This is a genomic window from Pseudomonas sp. B6001, from assembly GCF_013386015.1.
GTDB lineage: Bacteria > Pseudomonadota > Gammaproteobacteria > Pseudomonadales > Pseudomonadaceae > Aquipseudomonas.
In genome coordinates this window covers 65,213-89,774 of sequence record NZ_JACAOX010000018.1, presented here as the reverse complement: position 1 = coordinate 89,774, position 24,562 = coordinate 65,213, and the positions used below count along the sequence as shown (strand labels likewise).

Here is a 24,562-nt window from a genome sequence, read left to right as displayed (position 1 = left end):
TCCCGTTGGGTTGCGAAGCAGCCCCAGCTTTTCGCGACTGCTGCGCAGTCGAACGGGAGCAAGCTCCCTCGCCACAAAGTTGCAGCAACCTCAGGCAGTCCCGATCAGCAGCTGCACAGCGCGCTGTCCAGCACTTTGCGCAATTCCAGCGGGTGATCCACCACCACATCGGCACCCCAGTTGCGCGGGTTGTCGTCCGGGTGGATATAGCCGTAGGTGACCGCCGCAGTACGAGTGCCGGCGTCGCGGCCCGACTCGATGTCCCGCAGGTCATCCCCCACGAACAGCACGCTGGCCGGGTCCAGGTCGAGCATCTTGCACGCCAGGATCAACGGTTCCGGGTCCGGCTTGCTGTTCTTCACGTGGTCCGGGCAGATCAGCAGCGCCGAGCGCTCGGCCAGGCCCAGCTGCTGCATGATCGGTTCGGCAAAGCGCAGTGGCTTGTTGGTGACCACGCCCCAGATCAGCCTGGATTTCTCGATATCCACCAGCAGCTCCTCCATGCCCTCGAACAGCTTGCTGTGGATCGCGCAGCCCTTGAGGTAACGCTCGAGGAATTCCTGGCGCAGCTCTTCAAAGCCCGGGGACTCGGGGTCCATGGAAAAGGTCACGGCGACCATCGCCCGGGCGCCGCCGGAGATTTCATCGCGGATGTGCTGGTCGTTGATCGGTGCCAGGCCGCGGTCAGCGCGCATGGCCTGGCAGATGGCGATAAAGTCTGGCGCGGTGTCCAGCAGAGTACCGTCCATGTCGAAAAGAACCGCTCGCAACTTCACAGGCTTACTCCTCGCGCAGGGTCTGGATCATGTAGTTGACGTCAACGTCGCTGGCCAGCTTGTAGTGCTTGGTCAGCGGGTTGTAGGTCAAGCCGATGATGTCCTTGACGGTCAGCCCGGCCTGACGGCTCCAGGCGCCCAGCTCGGAAGGGCGGATGAATTTCTTGAAGTCATGGGTGCCGCGGGGCAGCAGCTTCATGATGTATTCGGCACCGATGATCGCGAACAGGTACGCCTTCGGATTGCGGTTGATGGTGGAGAAGAATACCTGGCCACCGGGCTTGACCATGCGGAAGCAGGCGCGGATCACCGAGGACGGGTCCGGCACGTGTTCGAGCATTTCCAGGCAAGTGACCACGTCGAACTGCCCGGGCATCTCTTCGGACAGCTCTTCGGCGGTGATCTGCCGGTATTCGACGTTCACGCCGGACTCCAGTTGGTGCAACTGGGCCACGGCCAATGGCGCTTCGCCCATGTCGATACCCATCACGGTGGCGCCGCGCTGAGCCATGGATTCACTGAGGATCCCGCCGCCGCAACCCACATCCAGTACCTTCTTGCCGGCCAGGTTGACGCGCTCGTCAATCCAGTTGACCCGCAGCGGGTTGATGTCGTGCAGGGGTTTGAACTCGCTTTCGCGGTCCCACCAGCGATGGGCGAGGGCTTCGAATTTGGCGATTTCAGCGTGGTCGACGTTGCTCATGGGGAATCCTCTAAATCTGATAAAACGTTTTGCCGGCCCTGGCATGCGTTGCCAGGGCGGGTGTTATTCGCTGTGTCCGCTGATGCGCTGGCCCCAGGCGATGGCCGTGGCGCACAACTGTTGTTCATCCAGGCGGGTCAGTTGCCGGTCGTCGAGCAATTGCTTGCCGCCGACCCAAAGGTGTTTCACACAATCGCGTCCGGTGGCATATATAAGCTGTGAGACCGGATCGTAGATCGGTTGTTGCGCCAGGCCCGACAGGTCGAAGGCCACGATGTCAGCGGCCTTGCCGACTTCCAGCGAGCCGATTTGACTTTCCAGGCCCATGGCCCGGGCGCCGTTGAGGGTGGCCATGCGCAGTGCGCGGTGGGCATCCAGGGCGGTGGCCGAGCCGGCAACGGCCTTGGCCAGCAGCGCGGCGGTGCGGGTTTCGCCCAGCAGGTCGAGGTCATTGTTGCTGGCCGCGCCGTCGGTGCCTACTGCCACATTGACGCCGGCTTGCCACAGGCGTTCCACCGGGCAGAAGCCGCTGGCCAGTTTCAGGTTGGATTCCGGGCAATGGATCACGCTGGTGTTGCTTTCTACCAGCAAAGTCAGGTCGTCATCGCTGATTTGGGTCATGTGAACGGCCTGGAAGCGCGGCCCCAGCAAACCCAGGCGGCCAAGCCGTGCCAGCGGGCGTTCACCACGCTGTTCAACGGACTGCTGCACTTCGAAGGCGGTTTCATGCACGTGCATGTGGATCGAGGCGTCCAGTTCCTCGGCGATCACCCGGATTTTTTCCAGGTTTTCATCGCAGACGGTGTACGGCGCGTGCGGGCCGAAGGTGATTTTGATCCGTGGGTGATGCTTGAGGTCGCCGAACAGCTCGACGCCCTGGCGAATCGCCTCGTCGGCGTCAGCAGCGCCGGGAATCGGGAAATCCAGGATCGGGATGGCGATTTGCGCGCGCATGCCGCTGTTGTGCACCCGTTCGCTGGCGACTTTCGGGAAGAAGTACATGTCCGAGAAACATGTGATGCCGCCCTTGATCTGCTCGGCGATGGCCAGGTCAGTGCCGTCGCGGACGAAGGCTTCGTCGACCCACTTGGCCTCGGCGGGCCAGATGTGGTTTTCCAGCCAGGTCATCAGCGGCAGGTCGTCGGCCAGGCCGCGAAACAGCGTCATGGCCGCGTGGCCGTGGGCGTTGATCAGGCCGGGGCTGAGCAGCATGCCCGGCAGTTCACGCACTTCGCTCGCTGCGAGCTTCAAGGCCGCGGCGCGTGGGCCGATAAACGCAATGCACCCGTCACGAATGCCCAGGGCGTGCTCCTTGAGCACTACGCCGGCAGGCTCGACAGGTACCAGCCAGGTGGGCAGCAGCAATAAGTCGAGCGGGGCGGCAGGCGGTGTCATCGAGGGCAGTTTCCCAGGCATCTATAAAGAACGGCGAAGTATACCCGAGCGTCCTGGCTGGCGGATCGCTATAATCGGCGGCTTTTGTTCATGAGTGCGGGGTGAGGGATGCGCGATCGACTGTTGGCTGCGGAGAAAGTGAAGGCCATCGACTGGCGTGATGGCGCACTGTACCTGCTCGATCAGCGTATTTTGCCGTCTGCAGAAACCTGGGTCGCCTGCACCAGTGCTGCCGAGGTGGCCGAGGCCATTCGCACAATGGTGGTGCGCGGTGCGCCGGCCATTGGCATCAGTGCGGCGTATGGCCTGGTGCTGGCCGCTCGTGCCCACATCGCCGAGGGCGATGACTGGCAGGCCGCCTGGGAAGAGGACTACGCGCTGCTGGCGGATACCCGCCCGACCGCGTCGAATCTTTTCTGGGCCATGAAGCGCATGCGCGATTGCCTCGACCGCCTCAAGAAACACGCCGACCCGCTGGCGGTACTGGAAGCCGAGGCGGTGGCCATTCACCAAAGTGATCGCGAAGCCAACCTGACCATGGCGCAGTTGGGTGTAGAGCTGATCCGCAAGCATCAGGGCAATGTCCAGGCGATCCTGACCCATGGCAATGCGGGTGCGTTGGCTACCGGCGGCGTCGGTACCGCGCTCGGGGTGATTCGCGGGGCGTTCCTGGAAGGCATGGTGGAGCGCGTCTACGCCAACGAAACCCGGCCCTGGCTGCAAGGCTCGCGGCTGACGGCCTGGGAATTGGCCAATGAAGGCATTCCGGTCACCGTGAATGCCGATTCGGCTGGCGCGCATATTCTCAAGACCAAGGGCGTGACCTGGGTGATCGTCGGTGCCGACTGCATTGCGGCCAACGGTGACGTGGTCAGCAAGATCGGTACCTATCAGTTGGCAGTGTGCGCCATGCATCACGGCGTGCGTTTCATGGTGGTGGCGCCCAGCTCAACCATCGACCTGATGGCGGCCAGCGGTGATGACGTGCCGCTTGAAGAGCGCGACGCCCGTGAACTGCTGGAAGTCGGCGGCACCCGCGTAGCCGCTGATGTAGACGCCTTCAACCCGGTGTTTGACGTGACGCCGGCGGACCTGATTGATGTGATCGTCACTGAAAAAGGCATCGTCGAACGCCCCGACACGGCGAAGTTGGCGCAACTGATGTGTCGTAAACGCCTCCATTGAGGCAATTTGCCCGCAAAAATCCCCTTGGATCCAGCTCTAAGGCCCTCTCGTCGCCGTCAAGCCTGTCATCCGTCAACTTACTATGCTCCATGCGCATCAGGGGGATAGGTGCGTGGCGGCGATTGTGATAACATCCGGCGGTTTCCAGGGTCACCCCAAGGGGTAACCTTTAATGCGCAGATCCGTGTCATAACTCGTTGATTTGTCGTAAGTCGTTGCCAGGCATCATGCCGGCAGCGGCGAGCTTCGTTCGTCCCATAGGATGTGACGAGGTTTCACCCGAAAAAGGAATCAGGCTTCTCATGGGCGAACTGGCCAAAGAAATCCTCCCGGTCAATATCGAAGACGAGCTGAAACAGTCCTACCTCGACTACGCGATGAGCGTAATTGTCGGTCGGGCACTGCCTGATGCGCGCGATGGCTTGAAGCCCGTGCACAGGCGTGTGCTGTTCGCGATGAGCGAGCTGGGTAACGACTGGAACAAGCCGTACAAGAAATCTGCCCGTGTTGTCGGTGACGTGATCGGTAAGTATCACCCTCACGGCGACACTGCGGTGTACGACACCATCGTTCGGATGGCCCAGCCGTTTTCCCTGCGCTACCTGCTGGTAGACGGCCAGGGCAACTTCGGTTCGGTCGACGGCGACAACGCTGCGGCCATGCGATACACCGAAGTGCGCATGACCAAGCTGGCGCACGAGCTGCTGGCTGACCTGCACAAGGAAACCGTGGACTGGGTGCCGAACTACGACGGCACCGAAATGATCCCGGCGGTCATGCCGACCCGTATTCCCAACCTGTTGGTCAACGGCTCCAGCGGTATCGCCGTGGGCATGGCCACCAACATCCCGCCACACAACCTCGGTGAAGTCATCGACGGTTGCCTGGCCCTCATCGACAACCCCGAGCTGACCGTCGATGAGCTGATGCAGTACATCCCGGGTCCGGACTTCCCGACCGCCGCGATCATCAACGGTCGCGCCGGCATCATCGAAGCCTACCGTACCGGTCGCGGCCGCATTTACATGCGTGCCCGCTCGATCATCGAAGACATCGACAAGGTCGGTGGCCGCCAGCAGATCGTCATCACCGAACTCCCTTACCAGTTGAACAAGGCGCGTCTGATCGAGAAGATCGCCGAGCTGGTTAAAGAGAAGAAGCTGGAAGGCATCACCGAGCTGCGCGACGAGTCTGACAAGGACGGTATGCGCGTGGTGATCGAGCTGCGTCGTGGCGAAGTGCCTGAGGTGATCCTCAACAACCTCTACGCCCAGACCCAGCTGCAAAGCGTATTCGGTATCAACGTGGTAGCGCTGATCGACGGCCGCCCGCGCATCCTGAACCTCAAGGATCTGCTGGAAGCCTTCGTGCGTCACCGCCGCGAAGTGGTAACCCGCCGTACCGTATTCGAACTGCGCAAGGCCCGTGAACGCGGCCACATCCTGGAAGGCCAGGCTGTTGCGCTGTCGAACATCGACCCGGTCATCGCCCTGATCAAGGCTTCGCCGACGCCGTCGGAAGCCAAGGAAGCGCTGATCAAGATGCCGTGGGAATCCAGCGCCGTAGTAGCGATGGTGGAACGTGCCGGTGCCGATTCGTGCCGTCCGGAGACCCTGGACCCACAATACGGCCTGCGCGACGGCAAGTATTTCCTGTCCCCGGAACAGGCCCAGGCCATTCTGGAACTGCGTCTGCACCGTCTGACCGGCCTGGAACACGAGAAACTGCTGGCCGAGTACCAGGAGATCCTCAACCAGATCGGCGAGCTGATCCGCATCCTCAACAGCGCCGTGCGCCTGATGGAAGTGATCCGCGAAGAACTGGAAGTGATCCGCGCCGAATACGGCGATGTGCGCCGCACCGAGATTCTCGACGCCCGTCTCGACCTGACCCTGGGTGACATGATCCCGGAAGAAGATCGCGTCGTGACCATTTCCCACGGTGGCTATGCCAAGACCCAGCCTCTGGCTGCGTACCAGGCCCAGCGTCGTGGCGGTAAAGGCAAATCGGCTACCGGCGTCAAGGATGAGGACTACATCGCTCACCTGCTGGTTGCCAACAGCCACACCACGCTGCTGCTGTTCTCCAGCAAGGGCAAGGTGTACTGGCTGAAAACCTACGAAATCCCGGAAGCGTCCCGCGCTGCCCGTGGTCGTCCGCTGGTCAACCTGCTGCCGCTGGACAGTGATGAATACATCACCACCATGCTGCCGGTAGACGAGTACACCGAAGGTCACTTCATCTTCATGGCCACTGCGAAAGGCACCGTGAAGAAGACCCCGCTGGAATCCTTCAGCCGTCAACGCAGCGTGGGCCTGATCGCCCTCGAACTGGACGAAGGCGACGTATTGATCAGCGCGGCCATCACCGACGGCGAGCGTGAAGTCATGCTGTTCTCCGACGGCGGCAAGGTTACGCGCTTCAAGGAATCCGACGTTCGTGCCATGGGCCGTACCGCCCGCGGTGTGCGCGGCATGCGCCTGCCGGAAGGGCAGAAGCTGATTTCGATGCTGATCCCGGAAGAAGGCAGCGAGATCCTCACGGCATCGGCCCGCGGCTACGGCAAGCGTACGGCCATCAGCGAGTTCCCCGAGTACAAGCGTGGCGGCCAGGGCGTTATCGCCATGGTCAGCAACGATCGCAACGGCCGCCTGGTCGGCGCGGTCCAGGTGCTGGATGGTGAGGAAATCATGCTGATTTCCGACCAGGGCACCCTGGTACGTACCCGGGTTGATGAAGTGTCGAGCCTGGGGCGTAACACCCAGGGCGTGACCTTGATCAAGCTGGCCAGCGACGAAACCCTGGTAGGCCTGGAGCGTGTCCAGGAGCCATCGGAAGTCGAAGGCGAGGAGCTGGAAGGTGAAGAGGGGATTGCACTCGAGGGGCAAGTGATCGGCGATGCCGATGACGGCGTCGACGAGCCAACACTCGACGCTGCCGCAGACGAAGAAGAACCGCAGGAATAAGCGGACACACAGGGGGCGGATGAAGATTCGCCCCCTTGTTGTTTGTCCCGTTTGAAATACGACGCCGCGCCGCTCTTGTAGGAGCCGGCTTGCCGGCGATGGCATCAACTCGATTCAAGTGAAGCGCCGAGTCGTTTGCATCGCTGGCAAGCCAGCTCCTACAGGGTTCCGCGTTGCGGGATGTTGATTGCAGTCCCACCAGATCAGAGAGATTGGATGTGAGCAAGAGAGCCTATAACTTCTGTGCCGGTCCCGCGGCGCTTCCTGAAGCAGTCCTGCAGCGCGCGCAGGGTGAACTCCTCGACTGGCATGGAAAAGGCCTCTCCGTGATGGAAATGAGCCATCGCAGCGATGAGTTCGTGTCCATTGCCACCAAGGCCGAGCAGGATATGCGCGACTTGCTGGACATCCCGTCCGATTACAAAGTGCTGTTCCTGCAGGGTGGTGCGAGCCAGCAGTTCGCCCAGATCCCGCTGAACCTGCTGCCGGAAGATGGCACTGCGGACTATATCGACACCGGTATCTGGGGGCAGAAGGCCATTGAAGAGGCCTCCCGTTACGGTCACGTCAATGTGGCAGGCACGGCCAAGCCCTACGACTACTTCGCCATCCCCGGTCAGAACGAGTGGAAACTGTCGAAAGACGCGGCCTACGTTCACTACGTGGCGAACGAAACCATCGGCGGCCTGGAGTTCGATTGGGTGCCGGAAGTGGGTGATGTCCCGCTGGTCTGCGACATGTCCTCGGACATCCTCTCGCGCCCGATCGATGTGTCCAAGTACGGCATGATCTACGCCGGTGCACAGAAGAACATCGGCCCGAGCGGCATCCTGGTCAACATCGTCCGTGAAGACCTGTTGGGTCGTGCGCGTTCGCTGTGCCCGACCATGCTCAACTACAAGGTCGCGGCCGATAACGGCTCGATGTACAACACCCCGCCGGCCTTTGCCTGGTACCTGTCGGGCCTGGTGTTCGAATGGCTGAAAGAGCAGGGCGGCGTGGCTGCCATGGGCAAGCTCAACGAAGAGAAGAAACGTACCCTGTACGACTTCATCGACGCCAGCGGCCTGTACAGCAACCCGATCAACCTGACCGACCGTTCGTGGATGAACGTGCCGTTCCGCCTGGCGGATGATCGCCTGGACAAGCCTTTCCTCGCCGGCGCCGACGAGCGCGGCCTGTTGAACCTCAAGGGCCACCGTTCGGTAGGTGGCATGCGCGCCTCCATCTATAACGCTGTCGATATCCACGCCGTCAAGGCGCTGGTGGCTTACATGGCAGAGTTCGAAAAGGAACACGGCTAATGTCTGAGCAAGAACTCAAGGCCCTGCGCGTACGCATTGACAGCCTGGACGAGAAAGTCCTGGAGCTGATCAGTGAGCGCGCGCGGTGCGCCCAGGAAGTTGCACGGGTGAAGATGGCTTCCCTGGCTGAAGGCGAAGTGCCGGTGTTCTACCGTCCGGAGCGTGAAGCCCAGGTGCTCAAGCGCGTGATGGAACGCAACAAAGGCCCGTTGGGCAACGAAGAGATGGCGCGGTTGTTCCGTGAAATCATGTCTTCGTGCCTGGCACTGGAGCAGCCGCTGAAAGTGGCTTACCTGGGCCCGGAAGGCACCTTCACTCAGGCCGCGGCCATGAAGCACTTCGGTCACGCGGTGATCAGCAAGCCGATGGCTGCGATCGACGAAGTGTTCCGTGAAGTGGCCGCCGGGGCGGTGAATTTTGGCGTGGTGCCGGTGGAAAACTCCACCGAAGGTGCCGTCAACCACACCCTCGACAGTTTTCTTGAGCACGACATGGTGATCTGCGGCGAAGTCGAGCTGCGTATTCACCACCACTTGCTGGTGGGCGAAAACACCAAGACCGACAGCATCAGCCGCATCTACTCCCACGCCCAGTCCCTGGCCCAGTGCCGCAAGTGGCTGGACGCGCACTACCCGAATGTGGAGCGCGTGGCGGTGTCCAGCAACGCCGAAGCGGCGAAGCGGGTCAAGGGTGAGTGGAACTCGGCGGCGATTGCCGGCGACATGGCTGCCGGCCTGTATGGGCTGACGCGCCTGGCCGAGAAAATCGAGGATCGCCCGGATAACTCCACGCGCTTCCTGATGATCGGCAGCCAGGAAGTGCCGCCGACCGGCGACGACAAGACATCGATCATCGTCTCCATGAGCAACAAGCCCGGCGCGCTGCATGAGCTGCTGGTGCCGTTCCACGACAACGGGATTGACCTGACGCGAATCGAGACTCGTCCTTCGCGCAGCGGTAAATGGACTTATGTGTTCTTTATCGACTTCGTCGGCCATCACCGCGACCCACTGGTCAAGGGTGTGCTCGAGAAAATCAGTCAGGAAGCCGTGGCACTCAAGGTGCTGGGCTCTTACCCGAAAGCGGTTTTGTGAGGCTTTAACATGAGTGGCAACTTCCTCGCCCTGGCGCAGCCGGGCGTGCAACAACTGTCGCCTTACGTTCCGGGCAAGCCTGTGGACGAGCTGGCGCGTGAGTTGAATCTGGATCCGTCGAAGATCGTAAAGCTGGCCAGTAACGAAAACCCGATGGGCCCAAGCCCCAAGGTACTGGCCGCGATTCGTGAGGCGCTGGCCGAACTGACCCGTTATCCTGATGGTAACGGCTTTGAACTCAAGTCGCTGCTGGCGAAAAACTGCCGCGTTGATATCAACCAGGTAACCCTGGGTAACGGCTCCAACGATATTCTGGAGCTGGTCGGCCGTGCCTATCTGGCGCCGGGCTTGAACGCGGTGTTCAGCGAGCATGCATTTGCGGTCTATCCGATCGTCACTCAGGCCGTTGGCGCCGAGGCGCGTGTGATTCCTGCGAGAGACTGGGGTCATGACCTGCCAGCCATGCTGGCGGCCATCGATGACAATACTCGTGTCGTGTTTATCGCCAACCCGAACAACCCGACCGGCACCTGGTTCAGCGCCGAGGTGCTGGATAACTTCCTGCAGGACGTGCCGGAGCATGTACTGGTGGTGCTGGACGAGGCATACATCGAGTACGCCGAAGGCAGCGACTTGCCGGACGGCCTGGACTTCCTCGCGGCTTATCCGAACCTGCTGGTCTCGCGCACCTTCTCCAAGGCTTATGGCCTGGCGTCGCTGCGGGTCGGTTACGGCTTGTCCACTGCGGTGGTGGCCGATGTGTTGAACCGTGTGCGCCAGCCATTCAACGTCAACAGCCTCGCGCTGGCGGCGGCTTGCGCTGCGGTGCAGGACACCGAGTACCTGGAAGAAGGCCGTCGCCTCAACGAAAGCGGCATGCTGCAATTGCAGGAAGGCTTCCGTGAGCTGGGCCTGGGCTGGATTCCGTCCAAGGGCAACTTCATCTGCGTCGACCTCGGCCAAGTGGCGGCTCCTGTGTTCCAGGGCTTGCTGCGCGAGGGTGTGATCGTGCGTCCGGTGGCCAATTACGGCATGCCGAACCACCTGCGCATCACCATCGGTCTGCCTGCTGAAAACAGCCGCTTCCTCGAAGCGCTGGCCAAGGTTCTGGCTCGTGGTTGATGTCACTGCATTGCAACCTGCTGTACCTATGATCGGTCGCCTGGTGGTGGTCGGTCTGGGATTGATCGGCGGCTCCTTTGCGAAGGGCCTGCGGGAAAGCGGCCTGTGTGGCGAAGTGGTCGGTGTGGACCTGGACCCGCAATCGCGCAAGTTGGCGGTGGAGTTGGGTGTGGTGGACCGTTGCGAGGCTGACCTCGCTGTAGCCTGCCAGGGCGCGGATGTCATTCAGCTGGCGGTGCCGATCCTGGCCATGGAGAAGTTGCTGGCGCTGTTGGCCGGCATGGATCTGGGCCAGGCAATCCTGACCGATGTCGGCAGTGCCAAGGGCAATGTGGTGCGTGCGGCGCGGCTGGCCTTTGGTGGCATGCCTGCGCGGTTTGTGCCCGGGCATCCGATTGCCGGGTCCGAGCAGAGCGGGGTGGAGGCGTCCAATGCGCAGCTGTTCCGTCGCCATAAAGTGATTCTGACACCACTGGATGAAACCGATCCTGCGGCACTGGCCGTGGTGGATCGGCTCTGGCGCGAGCTGGGGGCGGATGTCGAGCATATGCAGGTCGAGCGCCACGATGAAGTGCTGGCAGCGACCAGCCATCTGCCGCATTTGCTCGCATTTGGCCTGGTGGATTCGCTGGCCAAGCGCAACGAGAACCTCGAGATTTTCCGCTACGCCGCCGGTGGTTTCCGCGACTTTACCCGGATCGCCGGTAGTGATCCGGTGATGTGGCACGACATCTTCCTTGCCAACCGCGATGCGGTGTTGCGCACCCTGGACACGTTCCGCAGCGACCTCGACGCCTTGCGCGACGCGGTCGATGCTGGCGACGGGCACCAGTTGTTGGGCGTGTTCACCCGTGCGCGGGTGGCACGGGAGCATTTCAGCAAGATTCTGGCGCGTCGGGCCTATATGGATGCTGCAGTAAACGCGGATGACCTGGTGTTTCTCGCCAGTCCCGGTGGCCGCTTGAGCGGGCAGATCCGCGTGCCTGGGGATAAGTCGATCTCCCATCGCTCGATCATGCTCGGTTCTCTGGCGGACGGTGTCACTGAAGTCGAAGGTTTTCTGGAGGGTGAGGACGCCCTGGCGACTTTGCAGGCGTTCCGCGACATGGGCGTGGTGATTGAAGGCCCGCACCATGGGCGCGTCACCATCCACGGGGTTGGCCTGCATGGCTTGAAGCCGGCGCCAGGTCCGATCTATCTGGGTAACTCCGGCACCTCCATGCGGTTGTTGTCCGGTTTGCTGGCGGCCCAGCGCTTCGACAGTGTGTTGACGGGGGACGCCTCGCTGTCCAAGCGCCCGATGAATCGCGTGGCCAAGCCATTGCGCGCAATGGGTGCGGTGATCGAGACCGGGCCGGAAGGGCGTCCGCCGCTGACCATTCGCGGTGGCCAGGCACTTAAAGGGCTGACCTACGCATTGCCGATGGCCAGCGCTCAGGTCAAGTCCTGCCTGTTGTTGGCCGGGTTGTATGCCGAGGGTAAAACCTCGATTACCGAACCGGCGCCGACCCGTGACCATACCGAGCGGATGTTGCGTGGTTTTGGGTATCCGGTGGACGTGGCGGGCGCTACGGCGTCGGTTGAGTCAGGTCACTCACTGACCGCGACGCATATTGAGGTCCCGGGGGATATTTCCTCCTCGGCGTTCTTTCTGGTGGCGGCTTCAATCGCCGAAGGCTCCGAGCTGTTGCTTGAGCATGTGGGTATCAATCCGACCCGTACCGGCGTGATCGATATCCTGCGACTGATGGGCGCGGACATCACCCTGGAAAACCAACGCGAAGTGGGTGGTGAGCCGGTCGCTGATTTGCGTGTTCGTGCGGCGCCGTTGAAGGGGATCGAGATTCCTGAAGCCCTGGTCCCGCTGGCTATCGATGAGTTCCCGGTGTTGTTCGTGGCTGCGGCGTGCGCCGAAGGCCGGACGGTATTGCGTGGGGCAGAGGAGCTGCGGGTCAAGGAGTCCGACCGGATCCAGGTCATGGCCGACGGTCTGCTTGCGCTGGGCGTGAAGTGTGAACCGACACCTGATGGGATTATTATCGATGGTGGCGTGATCGGCGGTGGTGAAGTCCACGCCCATGGCGATCACCGGATTGCCATGGCCTTCAGCGTGGCTTCCCTGCGAGCGGCTGCGCCGATTCGTATCCATGACTGTGCCAACGTGGCTACGTCTTTTCCGAATTTTCTTACACTGTGTGCCCAAGTCGGCATCCGTGTTGCCCAAGAGGCTCAATTGTGAATATCAAAGCACCGGTGATTACCATCGACGGGCCAAGTGGCTCGGGCAAGGGCACGATCGCCGGCATCCTGGCCAAGCGCCTGGGCTGGTGCCTGCTGGATTCCGGGGCGCTGTACCGCTTGCTGGCCTTTGCCGCCCGCAACCATGGCGTCGACCTGACCAACGAAGAATCGCTGAAGCTGCTGGCTGCGCATCTTGACGTGCAGTTCGTCGGGGCGACCGAAGGTCATCCCCAGCGCATCATCCTGGAAGGGGACGATGTGACCGACGACCTGCGCAACGAGCAGGTCGGCTCCTGGGCTTCCCAGGTCGCCGCATTGCCGGCGGTGCGCGATGCTTTGCTGCAGCGCCAGCGGGCTTTCCAGGAACCGCCGGGTCTGGTGGCCGATGGCCGCGACATGGGCACGGTGGTCTTCCCCGAGGCGCCGCTGAAGATTTTCCTCACGGCCAGCGCCGAGGAGCGGGCCCGTCGCCGTTACTTGCAGTTGAAGGGCAAAGTCGATGGTGTTAGTCTGTCGAGTCTGCTAGATGAGATCCGTGCACGCGATGAGCGTGATACCCAGCGTGCGGTAGCCCCGCTCAAGCCGGCGGCTGACGCCATACAGCTGGATTCCACGGAGTTGTCCATCGAGCAGGTGCTGGAACGCATCTTGAGTGAAATCGCCATTCGCGATATCGCCGGGTGACCAAGAAGGCCGCAGGGGACCAGTCATAGTCCTGTGGTGCTTCTTTTAATTGAAACTGACCCACACCGTCTGGGGTGTGGAGATGGGCGTATTCTTCGCCCTTATCAACAGGAATTAAAATGAGCGAAAGCTTTGCGGAACTCTTTGAAGAAAGCCTAAAAACCCTGAACCTTCAGGCAGGCTCCATCATCACCGGTGTTATCGTTGATATCGATTACCAAGCTCGCTGGGTAACCGTTCACGCTGGTCTGAAGTCTGAAGCTCTGATCCCGCTGGAACAGTTCTACAACGATGCTGGTGACCTGACTATCAATGTCGGTGACGAAGTTCACGTTGCTCTGGACTCGGTTGAAGACGGTTTCGGTGAAACCAAGCTGTCCCGTGAAAAAGCCAAGCGCGCTGAATGCTGGATTGTTCTCGAAGCAGCCTTCGCAGCTGAAGAAGTGGTCAAGGGCGTTATCAACGGTAAGGTTAAAGGCGGCTTCACTGTCGACGTTAACGGCATCCGTGCGTTCCTGCCAGGTTCTTTGGTCGACGTTCGTCCTGTGCGCGACACCACGCACCTGGAAGGCAAGGAACTCGAATTCAAGGTCATCAAGCTCGACCAGAAGCGCAACAACGTTGTCGTTTCCCGTCGCAGCGTCCTGGAAGCAGAGAACTCCGCCGAGCGTGAAGCTCTGCTGGAATCCCTGCAGGAAGGCCAACAAGTCAAAGGTATCGTCAAAAACCTCACCGATTACGGCGCATTCGTCGATCTGGGTGGCGTCGATGGCCTGCTGCACATTACCGACATGGCTTGGAAGCGTATCAAGCATCCATCGGAAATCGTCAACGTTGGCGACGAGATCGATGTCAAGGTTCTGAAGTACGATCGTGAGCGCAACCGTGTTTCCCTGGGCTTGAAGCAGCTGGGCGAAGATCCATGGGTCGCTATCAAGGCTCGTTACCCAGAAAGCACTCGCGTCACCGCGCGTGTTACCAACCTGACCGACTACGGCTGCTTCGCAGAGCTGGAAGAAGGCGTGGAAGGCCTGGTACACGTTTCCGAAATGGACTGGACCAACAAGAACATCCACCCTTCGAAAGTCGTACAAGTCGGCGACGAAGTGGAAGTTATGGTTCTGGACATCGACGAAGAGCGTCGTCGTATCTCCCTCGGCATCAAGCAGTGCAAATCTAACCCATGGGAAGATTTCTCTGGCCAGTTCAACAAGGGCGATAAAATCTCCGGCACCATCAAGTCGATCACCGATTTCGGTATCTTCATTGGTCTGGACGGCGGCATCGACGGTCTGGTTCACCTGTCCGACATCTCCTGGAACGAAGTTGGCGAAGAAGCTGTTCGTCGTTTCAAGAAGGGCGACGAGCTGGACACCGTTATCCTGTCGGTTGACCCAGAGCGCGAGCGCATCTCCCTGGGTATCAAGCAACTGGAAAGCGATCCGTTCTCCGAGTACGTTCAAGAGAACGACAAAGGCGCAATCGTTAAAGGCATCGTGAAGGAAGTTGACGCTAAAGGCGCCATCATCACTCTGGCCGACGATATCGAAGCGACTCTGAAAGCCTCCGAAATCAGCCGTGACCGCGTTGAAGACGCGCGCAACGTTCTGAAAGAAGGCGAAGAAGTAGAAGCCAAGATCATCAGCGTTGACCGCAAGAGCCGCGTAATCCAGCTCTCCATCAAGTCGAAAGACGATGCTGAAGAGAAAGAAGCCATCCAGAGCCTGCGCGACAAGCCAGCTACCTCTGAGCCTTCTGCTGGTCCTACCACTCTGGGCGACCTGCTGCGTGCACAAATGGAAAAGCAGAACTAAGTTCTGTCAGACCATAGAAAAAGGGCGACTTCGGTCGCCCTTTTTTGTGCCTGGGATTTAGTGTTGTGCGCAACGTCGCCTTGGTGTTGTGCAGGTGGAACGCTGTGGTCGCGCTGGCAGCGCATCGGCTCCTGCAGGCTCTATCTGGCAGTGATCGCCGTGGAGTGGCTTCAGTGAAGCTGAGCGGCGGCTAGCGGCCGTGCGGAGCAATGCCAACTCTCATCGAGTTACGCCCCAACTCTTTGAATATAAGTCAATACTTGGGCTGTTCAAATTCCTCCGGTCATGCTAAAACCTTCGAAGCGCTTTTCCTAGCTGCTTGAAAAAGAAGGGAAAAATATGACGAAGTCGGAGTTGATCGAACGAATTGTCACCCATCAAGGGCTGCTCTCATCCAAGGATGTGGAGCTGGCCATCAAGACCATGCTTGAGCAGATGTCCCAATGTCTGGCTACCGGCGATCGGATTGAAATTCGTGGGTTTGGTAGCTTCTCGCTGCACTATCGTGCGCCTCGTGTGGGTCGCAACCCAAAAACCGGGCAGTCCGTCAGCCTTGACGGCAAGTTCGTGCCTCATTTCAAGCCGGGCAAGGAATTGCGCGATCGGGTGAACGAAGACGAAGAAGAAAGCGTCTGATTGTTTTTGGGGTAGGAGAAGGTTATGCGTGGGGTTAAGCGCGTTGTTCTGGTGCTGGCTATGCTAATTGTCGTGCTGGCAGTGTTGGGGTTCGTGCTGGAAAACCAGCAGGGCGCGTCTCTTTCATTCCTGGGCTGGGTGACCGGGCAGATGCCGGTGTCGGTGTTTGTGGTCGTGGCCTTGATAATTGGAATGCTGCTGGGACCGCTGTTTAGTGTCATCGTTGGGTGGGGCCGACGTCAAAAGTCCATGCCCGCAAGGCGTGGGTAGAGCTTCCATGGTTATTGTGTCACTCGCGAGCCGTTCGTCGGATTTTTTTGGTGCGGTGCGCACCAGTTACGTCGAGTGAACGGCATGTGGTAAGTCCGGCGATACCACTGACTATTGTCTCGCGGCTACGAAATTTGCTTTTCTGTCCTTCTCGGGCGGCCTATATAAGGGTTGCCCCTATCTGTGTAGGAAGACTCCTACAGATATGTCAAGACTTGTAATATGTCAGTGAGATGGCAAAATGGAATCTGTTCTCGATAACAGGCATTTTGTGCGCTAAAGTCCGGCAGCGACGCTGGGTTTTTTCGGCCATATAACTAAAATAAAAATACACAATCTTGTCTGCATAACGAGCCCGCAGTTTCTCTTTGAAGGCAGGTTTTTGTTGTGAGTAGTAGCTTCCGTGCTCCCCCGGTTCGATCGTCCGACGAAATTGATTTTGTGCGACTTTTCGCGTCTGTCTGGCAACAAAAAAAACTTCTGCTTTTCGTCACTCTCGGGGCGGGATTGATTGCGGCGTCCTACGCATTTTTAGCTGCCCCTGTATATAAGGTCAGCACGGTTTTGCGGCCTGCGGCGATTAATGATTTGGATGCGCTAAATCGATCAGAGATATATCAGCTTCCTCCGGCTGACGCGCTCCTCAAAGTGGGCGCAGCGCTCGACTCTTATGATACGCGCCTGAGCTATTTCAAGAAAAATCAGAAGCTTTTCGAGAAATTTGTTCGTCCTGGGCAGACTCTGGAGCAGAGTTTTCAGGAGTTCAATCATGACTCTATTCGTTTGATTCTTCCTGATGCAGATAAGAAAAATTCGCTGAGTTCCTACATCAAGCTCGAGATGATGTATCCGAAAGGCGTCGACGGCGTCTCTATTCTTAATGGCTTTGTCGACTACGCTATCGAAAGTGAGCGCGAACGCGTCACGGCTGATTTGAATGTGATCGTTAAAAACCGTTTGAGGGAGCTTAAAGGCAAGCTCGATTCGGCTCGTTCAAACTACGATATTGAAAAAGAAGCCAAAATAGCGTCATTGCGAGAAGCTGACTCGTTGAAACGCGCGCAATTGCAGGATGAGTTGAAGGCGCTGCGTTCGCAGTTGAAAACCTTGCGTAGCGACCGTATTGCTCAGCTGAATGAGGCTATAGGGATTGCCCGTTCCCTGGGCATTCAAAAGCCGGCTACGCCTTCTTCACTTGGTGAATCGGCCGTGACGAACGCTGGTAGCGTGATGCGTACTGAGGTGAACAACCAGCAGATCCCACTTTATTTTATGGGGGTAGATGCGCTTAAGGCTGAGCTTGCTGCATTGCAGTCACGCAAGTCGGATGATTTTACCGAGTCGCGCATCGCTCAAATCGCCAGGGAGCTTCAGTTGCTCGCATCCAACCGAGAGATTGAGGTCCTGGATGCTCGAAAAAATGAAGATATCTTTCTTGCGGGCGTTCAACCGTTGAGAACAGAGATTTTCCGTTTGAGTAGTCTGAATATCGACCTGGCGAAGCTGCGGCTGGTGAGTATTGACCAGCAGGCCCTTGAGCCGTTGGTTCCGTCGAGCCCGAATCGTCCATTGATCATTTTTCTTGGCCTGCTCCTGGGGGCGATTGTCGCGATTGGTATTGCGTTGGTCAGGCAGGCGTTACGTGCTGCTCGCGACAATGCAGAGCGCGATGGGCGCGAGCCGGCAGGCTCACTTCTCCATTCGGTCGCTCAGTTGGATCGGCAACAAGAGCCTGGCAATAAGTTAAACCGAAAATAACTCCAAGGCCGTGAAGCTTTTGGCTTCACGCGTTTTCCCCTCGGGGCCGTATTTCTTGCTTTCATACGGAACCTGCATTACGTGCTTGCGCAACTGTGAACCGCCGAGGGGCATTCCTGGGTGGTTTCTCGGCTATCAAAAGTTACTAAGACTTTGCGTCGAGTCTTCATGGCGTTTCGGCATTTGATCTTTGTTTACTTGTGCGGGCGTCAAGCGTCCTGCACAGGTTTGTATTGTTGGTTTAATAGTTGATGGTGCACCGCCTAATACGGTTTGATGTGGATTTTTATGTGCGGTCTCCAGGTTAATGGCTTATGGCTAGTATTGGTTCGGAATTTGATAAGGGCGTACTGTTCGGCCAGGTCGGTCGTGCAGGGTGCGCCGGCGATTAGCAACGAGCTGCATGGCACAGTCGAGCGTGGGCCCAATAGCGATCTCGGATAGGTCGGGTTCCTGTGGGGCAATAACCAAAAGCCCAATTTCAATGAGAGGTTGCGACGCATCATTGCGGTGAAGCGGCTCACCGCAAATGTTGCGGTAAAACGTTGTCCTGTCCTGAACTGAGGGGGGGATGATGGGGTCTCATGGGGCGTGTGGTTGAGCCAGCCAGGCGTTATGTTGGCACGCTTGTTGATGATATGCTGCGCTGCAAAGCAGAGGCGGTTGCAGTTGGAGCGGCGAAAACTCGCTTGCGCGTAATCGGTAGGTCAGGCAGGGGCATGGCAGCGTTGCTGGTTTCCAGACTGATTCTCTGACTAAATAATGATATGGAATCGTTGGTAATCTAATGACTTTAAAGATCTTGAGTGTTTTCGGTACGCGACCGGAAGCTATAAAAATGGCTCCATTAGCTTTAGCGTTGAATGCAGATGAGCGTTTTGAGGCCAAAATCTGCGTCACGGGTCAACACCGTGAAATGCTGGATCAAGTGTTAGAGTTATTTAAACTTGAACCTGACTTTGATCTTAATATCATGAAGTCGGGTCAAGACCTTACCGACGTGACAACTGGTATTCTTCAGGGAATGAAAGAGGTCTTCCGGACTTATCGGCCGGATATCGTCTTGGTGCATGGTGATACCGCTACGACCTTTGCAACTACATTGGCGGCGTACTATCAGCAAATTCCTGTGGCTCATATCGAAGCTGGGCTTCGCACCGGAAATTTATATTCTCCCTGGCCGGAAGAGGCCAATCGAAAGTTGACGGGAGCACTCGCGCTTCTTCACTTCGCTCCTACTGAACGATCGCAACAGAATTTACTGCGTGAAGGGGTGTCACCTGACGCGATTCATGTGACTGGGAATACTGTAATCGACGCTCTGCTTGAGGTCGTACAGAAGCTCGAAACCAATGACCAGTTAAAACAGAAGTTCTCCGAGCAGTTCGCATTTTTACCTGCTCAACGCCGCGTCATCCTTGTGACAGGGCATCGGCGTGAAAGCTTCGGCGATGGATTCGAAAGGATCTGCAGTTCGTTGGCTTCGATTGCCCATGAGTTTGATGATGTGGAGATCGTGTACCCCGTTCATTTGAATCCAAATGTCCGTGAACCGGTCAACCGTTTGTTGGCTGGTATAAAAAATATTCACCTCATCGAACCATTGGATTATCTACCTTTTGTCTATTTGATGAATCGGTCGTACTTGATTCTGACGGACTCCGGTGGTGTGCAGGAAGAGGCACCTTCTTTGGGCAAGCCCGTGCTGGTCATGCGGGACACTACCGAGCGGCCTGAGGCGATTGAGGCAGGTACCGTCAGATTGGTCGGTACAGAGAAGGACAAGATAGTTCACCACTTGCGTGAGCTTTTACTTGATCAAAAGGCTTACGAGGAGATGAGCGTTGCTCATAATCCTTATGGTGACGGTCACGCCTGCATGCGTATTGTTAATGCTCTAGCCACTTTCAAAAATTAAGGTTTGGTCATGGATTTTTCCACTATTTCTGTAATTGGTTTGGGCTATATCGGTTTGCCAACCGCAGCCGTTTTTGCTGCGCGAAAGTTAAAGGTCATTGGTGTCGACGTTAATCAAAAGGCCGTCGATACGATCAACGGCGGACAGATTCATATCGTTGAGCCTGATTTGGACATAGTCGTGCACGCGGCCGTGACCGAGGGGTATCTGCGCGCCAGTACACGACCTGAGCCGGCGGACGCCTTCTTGATTGCGGTGCCCACTCCTTTCAAGGACGGTCATGCTCCGGACCTTTCTTACATTGAGTCCGCAAGCAAATCCATTGCGCCAGTATTGAAAAAGGGTGATCTGGTCATTCTCGAGTCCACTTCTCCCGTGGGTGCGACTGAAAAGATGTCGGCATGGCTGGCTGAAGCACGCCCTGACCTGACGTTCCCGCAGACCCATGGCGAGGCGTCGGACATTCGCGTGGCTCACTGCCCTGAGCGCGTGCTTCCCGGCCACGTGTTGCGTGAGTTGGTACAGAATGATCGCGTCATCGGCGGGATGACCCCCAAGTGCTCAGAAGCCGCGACACGTCTGTATAAATTGTTTGTAGAGGGCGAGTGCATTATCACCAACGCCCGAACAGCAGAAATGTGCAAGTTGACCGAGAACAGCTTTCGCGATGTGAATATTGCCTTCGCGAACGAATTGTCGATGATATGCGATAAGTTCGATGTCGATGTGTGGGAGCTTATCAAGCTCGCCAACCGGCACCCTCGCGTCAATATCCTCCAACCAGGACCTGGCGTGGGTGGGCATTGCATCGCCGTCGACCCTTGGTTCATCGTGAGTCAGGCTGAAGGCCAGGCGAAACTGATCCAAACTGCACGCGAAGTCAATGACTCAAAACCGTCGTGGGTTATGGAGAAAGTTGATGCTGCTGTGGCCGATCATCTGTCGAGTCACCCCGGGAAGTCGGAAAAAGACATTGTTATCGCGTGCTTCGGCCTGGCATTCAAACCTGATATTGATGACCTGCGGGAAAGTCCATCTCTGGAAATTACGAAAAATATCTCAAGCCGGCACGCCGGGAAGGTTATTGTCGTAGAACCTAATATTGATTCTCTGCCTGCGACGTTGCCGAACGCTGAGTTGTGCACAATAGAAGAAGCGTTTGAGCGCGCGGATGTCTTGTTGTTACTGGTGGATCACAAGCCATTCAAAAGTGTTTCTTCTTCACTTCTCGAGGGTCGCCGGATTGTTGATACCCGGGGAATCTGGCTTGTATGAAAATTCTTCCGGTTATTATGTCTGGAGGCTCGGGAACGAGACTCTGGCCGCTTAGCAGAACTCTTTACCCGAAGCAGTTTCTGGCAATTTCGGGGCGGGAGACGTTGTTTCAGCAGGCGATTGCCCGACTGTTGAAGATTGACGGTCAAGGCTCGGATTTATTGGCTCCATGCATCGTTGCCAACGATGAGCATCGTTTCCTGTGTCTCGACCAGATCCGGGAAATGAACGTTTCTAAAGCTGTTGTCATTCTTGAACCGGTAGGACGCAATACGGCCCCTGCGCTTACGTTGGCGGCGCTTTATGCGCGCGATGAGGTGGGAGAGGAGATTGACCCGGTTCTGGTCGTTGTCCCGGCCGACCAGATGATTCTCGATATTCAAGCTTTTACTGACACGGTCAGTAAAGCGGTCGATGTTGCGAAAGACGGCAGCATTGTGATCTTGGGGATTACGCCTGATCGCCCTGAGACGGGTTATGGTTATATCCACTCGGCAGATCCCTCTACCGTCAAGAGGGTGGATGCGTTTGTTGAAAAGCCTGAGCGGACAACCGCAGAAAAATACCTGGAAGATGGAAGCTATTTCTGGAATAGCGGTATTTTTGTGCTGCGCGCGTCAGTATGGTTGAAAGCACTGGGCGCGTTCAGAAGTGACATCTTCGATGCCACTGAGGCCGCGTGGAAGGGCCGAGTTGAAGATAATGGGTTTATTCGACCACAACTTGACGCGTTTTCCCTGATACCGCCTGAGTCGATTGACTATGCCGTGATCGAGCATTGCGCGAAAACGCCTTCAGCTGGCCTGACGTTGAAAATGCTCACGATGGATGCCGGTTGGTCTGATCTTGGAGCATGGGATGCTGTTTGGCGTTCGAGTGAAAAGGACGAAAAACAAAACGCTACCCATGGCGACGTAATAATAGACTCCAGCTCCAATACATTGGTTTACGCCTCTCACCGTTTGGTAACGGCCGTGGGGCTTGAAAATATTGTTATCGTCGAGACGCCTGATGCCGTATTGGTTGCGGATAAAGATCGTAGCCAGGGTGTGAAGGCTATTGTCGAAGCGTTGAATATCAAGGCCAGGCCAGAATCAAAGCTTCATCGTCGTGTTCATCGCCCATGGGGCTGGTACGACAGCATAGATTCGGGCTCGCGCTTTCAGGTGAAGCGGATATTGGTGAAGCCGAAAGCAACCTTGAGTTTGCAGAAGCATTACCATCGGGCGGAGCATTGGATTGTTGTGTCTGGCACCGCTGAAGTCACCTGTGAAGATCGTGTTTTTCAGCTGAACGAAAACCAGAGTACTTATATCCCTATTGGCCATGTTCATCGCCTTTCCAATCCTGGCACCATTCCTCTTGAGATCATAGAGGTGCAGTCGGGAACGTACTTGGGTGAGGATGATATTGTTCGATTTGACGATACCTATGGACGTGTTTAAGGCTTAAATTTTTAGGAGTTGTACAGATGCAGAAGCATGCGCTGGTTACTGGTGTTACAGGTCAGGATGGGGCTTACCTTGTCGAACTGCTGCTGTCCAAGGGTTATAAGGTCTATGGCGCCTATCGCCGCACAAGTTCTGTAAGTTTCTGGCGATTAGAGGAACTTGGTGTTTTTGGGCATGATGATCTTCATCTTGTCGAATTTGATTTGACTGATCTCTCCGGAACTATTCGTTTAATTCAGAATTGCGCCCCGGACGAGGTTTATAACCTGGCGGCTCAAAGCTTCGTAGGCGTTTCCTTCGATCAGCCAATTACAACCGCGCAGATTACCGGAGTCGGTGCGCTTAATTTGCTCGAAGCGATCCGAATAGTAAATCCGAAGATTCGTTTCTATCAAGCTTCGACATCTGAAATGTTCGGGCTGGTACAGGCTGTTCCTCAATCTGAAAGCACGCCTTTCTACCCACGCAGCCCTTACGGTGTTGCGAAGTTGTTTGCGCATTGGACAACCATCAACTATCGCGAATCATATGATATTTTTGCCACCAGCGGCATTCTGTTCAATCATGAGTCTCCGCTGCGAGGAAAAGAGTTTGTTACTCGTAAAATTACCGATGCTGTCGCCAGTATCGAAATGGGCGAGCAGCAAGTGCTGGAACTCGGAAACATGGATGCCAAGCGCGACTGGGGTTTCGCTAAAGAGTATGTAGATGGCATGCACCGGATGTTGCAGATCGACACACCGGAAACATTTGTGCTTGCTACCAACCGCACTGAAACCGTTCGTGATTTTGTTGCCATGAGCTTCAAGGCCGTAGGGGTTGATATCGATTGGTCTGGAAGTGGCGAGAACGAATTCGGCGTTGACCGTCGTACCGGCATCACCCGGGTAAAAGTTAACCCACGCTTCTATCGACCCGCGGAAGTCGAGTTGTTGATTGGCGACGCTTCGTTTGCAAAAGAGCGGTTAGGCTGGAAACCAGAAACGACGCTGGAGCAACTGTGCCAGCTGATGGTTGAAGCTGACTTGAGAAGGGTTCGCAATGGCACTTCAAAGTAAAGATCGGACAGTACTGATTACAGGGCTCTCGGGTTTTACTGGAAAGCATTTGGCGCAAAGCCTCACCAAGGCCGGCTGGCGGGTTGCCGGCCTTGGTGGGGAGCGCCTGGCCTGTGAGTTTGACCACTTGGATGCGGACCTGAATGACACGGCGCGACTCAGTGGTTGGATAAAGCAGGTTCAGCCCACCCATGTCATTCACTTGGCCGCGCTGGCGCATGTCACCAGCAGCGATGCCTTGTCATATTACCGAGTCAATGTATTGGGTACAGAAAGCCTTCTTAATGCGATTAAGGAGGCTGAGGTGGTCGTTGAAAAAATCATCATTGCGAGCAGTGCAAACATTTACGGGAACGCTATTTCATCGCCCATTTCAGAAAGCAGTGAACCGCAGCCCGTTAATCATTACGCACTGAGCAAGCTGACGATGGAGGCCCTTGTCCGCAAGTGGTTTTCTCGTATGCCTATATTGGTGGTACGGCCATTCAATTACACTGGACCCGGCCAATCGGAGTCATTCGTTTTCTCCAAGATCGTGGGCGCATTTGCCCGTGGAGAAAAGGAGCTCAGATTGGGCAATCTGGATGTATCCCGCGACTTGTCTGATGTCGGTTTTGTGGTGGAGGCCTATTCAAGGCTGTTGACGTCCAATCAACGTGGTGAGTTTATAAATATCTGCTCGGGGCGCAGCATTTCCTTACTGAGCGTGATTGATGAAATGGAACAGATTGCAGGTTATCGGCCAACGATAACAGTTGATCCTGCCTTTGTCAGGGAAGATGAAGTTAAAGAGCTTTATGGTAGTCCGGCCAAGCTCTTTGATGTGGTAGGTGAAATTAATGTGCCTAGTTTGCACGATACATTGCTGTCAATGTATCAGCAGAAGGCACGTGTTTAATACGGTTGGCAAGT

The 24,562-nt window shown here is 57.1% G+C and carries 19 protein-coding genes; 16 read left to right on the top strand and 3 right to left on the bottom strand.

The window, feature by feature from the left end:
- Positions 1-104: 104 nt before the first annotated feature.
- From mupP to HX821_RS20090, 3 genes are all read right to left on the bottom strand, one after another.
- A complete protein-coding gene (gene mupP, locus HX821_RS20100; protein WP_003218827.1) occupies positions 105-776 on the bottom strand; it encodes an N-acetylmuramic acid 6-phosphate phosphatase MupP in 672 nt (223 codons plus the stop codon).
- 4 nt (positions 777-780) lie between these two features.
- A complete protein-coding gene (gene ubiG, locus HX821_RS20095) occupies positions 781-1,479 on the bottom strand; it encodes a bifunctional 2-polyprenyl-6-hydroxyphenol methylase/3-demethylubiquinol 3-O-methyltransferase UbiG (RefSeq protein ID WP_177036273.1) in 699 nt (232 codons plus the stop codon).
- A gap of 63 nt (positions 1,480-1,542) precedes the next feature.
- A complete protein-coding gene (locus HX821_RS20090; protein ID WP_177036272.1) occupies positions 1,543-2,874 on the bottom strand; it encodes a TRZ/ATZ family hydrolase in 1,332 nt (443 codons plus the stop codon).
- A gap of 108 nt (positions 2,875-2,982) precedes the next feature.
- On the opposite strand from HX821_RS20090, the gene mtnA reads away from it, so the two are divergent.
- The 16 genes from mtnA to HX821_RS20010 all read left to right on the top strand — a co-directional run bounded on the left by mtnA (position 2,983) and on the right by HX821_RS20010 (position 24,548).
- Positions 2,983-4,059 (top strand): S-methyl-5-thioribose-1-phosphate isomerase, encoded by a 1,077-nt coding sequence (gene mtnA, locus HX821_RS20085; RefSeq protein WP_087693679.1) that lies wholly within the window; start codon positions 2,983-2,985, stop codon positions 4,057-4,059.
- 302 nt (positions 4,060-4,361) lie between these two features.
- Positions 4,362-7,025, top strand: coding sequence for a DNA gyrase subunit A (gyrA, locus tag HX821_RS20080; RefSeq protein ID WP_003218817.1), 2,664 nt, complete (start codon positions 4,362-4,364; stop codon positions 7,023-7,025).
- A gap of 218 nt (positions 7,026-7,243) precedes the next feature.
- Positions 7,244-8,329, top strand: coding sequence for a 3-phosphoserine/phosphohydroxythreonine transaminase (gene serC / locus HX821_RS20075; RefSeq protein ID WP_003218814.1), 1,086 nt, complete (start codon positions 7,244-7,246; stop codon positions 8,327-8,329).
- Complete coding sequence (pheA, locus tag HX821_RS20070; protein ID WP_003218812.1) at positions 8,329-9,423, top strand: prephenate dehydratase; 1,095 nt, start codon at positions 8,329-8,331, stop codon at positions 9,421-9,423. The genes serC and pheA overlap by 1 nt, the downstream gene beginning before the upstream one ends.
- Before the next feature lie 9 nt (positions 9,424-9,432).
- Entirely contained in the window at positions 9,433-10,545 is a 1,113-nt protein-coding gene (hisC, locus tag HX821_RS20065; protein ID WP_008437685.1) for a histidinol-phosphate transaminase, read from the top strand.
- 28 nt (positions 10,546-10,573) lie between these two features.
- Complete coding sequence (locus HX821_RS20060) at positions 10,574-12,784, top strand: bifunctional prephenate dehydrogenase/3-phosphoshikimate 1-carboxyvinyltransferase (protein ID WP_256344320.1); 2,211 nt, start codon at positions 10,574-10,576, stop codon at positions 12,782-12,784.
- Positions 12,781-13,470 carry a (d)CMP kinase gene (gene cmk / locus HX821_RS20055; RefSeq protein ID WP_003172653.1) on the top strand — a complete coding sequence of 230 codons (690 nt, stop codon included), beginning with the start codon at positions 12,781-12,783 and terminating at the stop codon, positions 13,468-13,470. The genes HX821_RS20060 and cmk overlap by 4 nt, the downstream gene beginning before the upstream one ends.
- 119 nt (positions 13,471-13,589) lie before the next feature.
- A complete protein-coding gene (gene rpsA, locus HX821_RS20050) occupies positions 13,590-15,284 on the top strand; it encodes a 30S ribosomal protein S1 (protein ID WP_003218806.1) in 1,695 nt (564 codons plus the stop codon).
- A 339-nt stretch (positions 15,285-15,623) separates the two neighbouring features.
- A complete protein-coding gene (ihfB, locus tag HX821_RS20045; RefSeq protein WP_008437689.1) occupies positions 15,624-15,920 on the top strand; it encodes an integration host factor subunit beta in 297 nt (98 codons plus the stop codon).
- A 24-nt stretch (positions 15,921-15,944) separates the two neighbouring features.
- On the top strand, positions 15,945-16,190 hold the full coding sequence (locus HX821_RS20040; protein ID WP_008437692.1) for a lipopolysaccharide assembly protein LapA domain-containing protein: 246 nt from the start codon (positions 15,945-15,947) through the stop codon (positions 16,188-16,190).
- A 387-nt stretch (positions 16,191-16,577) separates the two neighbouring features.
- A complete protein-coding gene (locus tag HX821_RS20035; protein ID WP_177036270.1) occupies positions 16,578-17,948 on the top strand; it encodes a Wzz/FepE/Etk N-terminal domain-containing protein in 1,371 nt (456 codons plus the stop codon).
- A gap of 787 nt (positions 17,949-18,735) precedes the next feature.
- Entirely contained in the window at positions 18,736-19,866 is a 1,131-nt protein-coding gene (gene wecB, locus HX821_RS20030; protein WP_008437695.1) for a non-hydrolyzing UDP-N-acetylglucosamine 2-epimerase, read from the top strand.
- Positions 19,867-19,875: 9 nt separating this feature from the next.
- Entirely contained in the window at positions 19,876-21,141 is a 1,266-nt protein-coding gene (gene wecC / locus HX821_RS20025; RefSeq protein WP_008437696.1) for a UDP-N-acetyl-D-mannosamine dehydrogenase, read from the top strand.
- On the top strand, positions 21,138-22,586 hold the full coding sequence (locus tag HX821_RS20020) for a mannose-1-phosphate guanylyltransferase/mannose-6-phosphate isomerase (protein WP_008437697.1): 1,449 nt from the start codon (positions 21,138-21,140) through the stop codon (positions 22,584-22,586). Before wecC ends, HX821_RS20020 begins: the two co-directional genes overlap by 4 nt.
- A 26-nt stretch (positions 22,587-22,612) precedes the next feature.
- A complete protein-coding gene (gene gmd / locus HX821_RS20015; protein ID WP_008437698.1) occupies positions 22,613-23,650 on the top strand; it encodes a GDP-mannose 4,6-dehydratase in 1,038 nt (345 codons plus the stop codon).
- Positions 23,634-24,548 (top strand): GDP-mannose 4,6-dehydratase, encoded by a 915-nt coding sequence (locus HX821_RS20010; protein WP_008437699.1) that lies wholly within the window; start codon positions 23,634-23,636, stop codon positions 24,546-24,548. Before gmd ends, HX821_RS20010 begins: the two co-directional genes overlap by 17 nt.
- Positions 24,549-24,562: the final 14 nt, after the last annotated feature.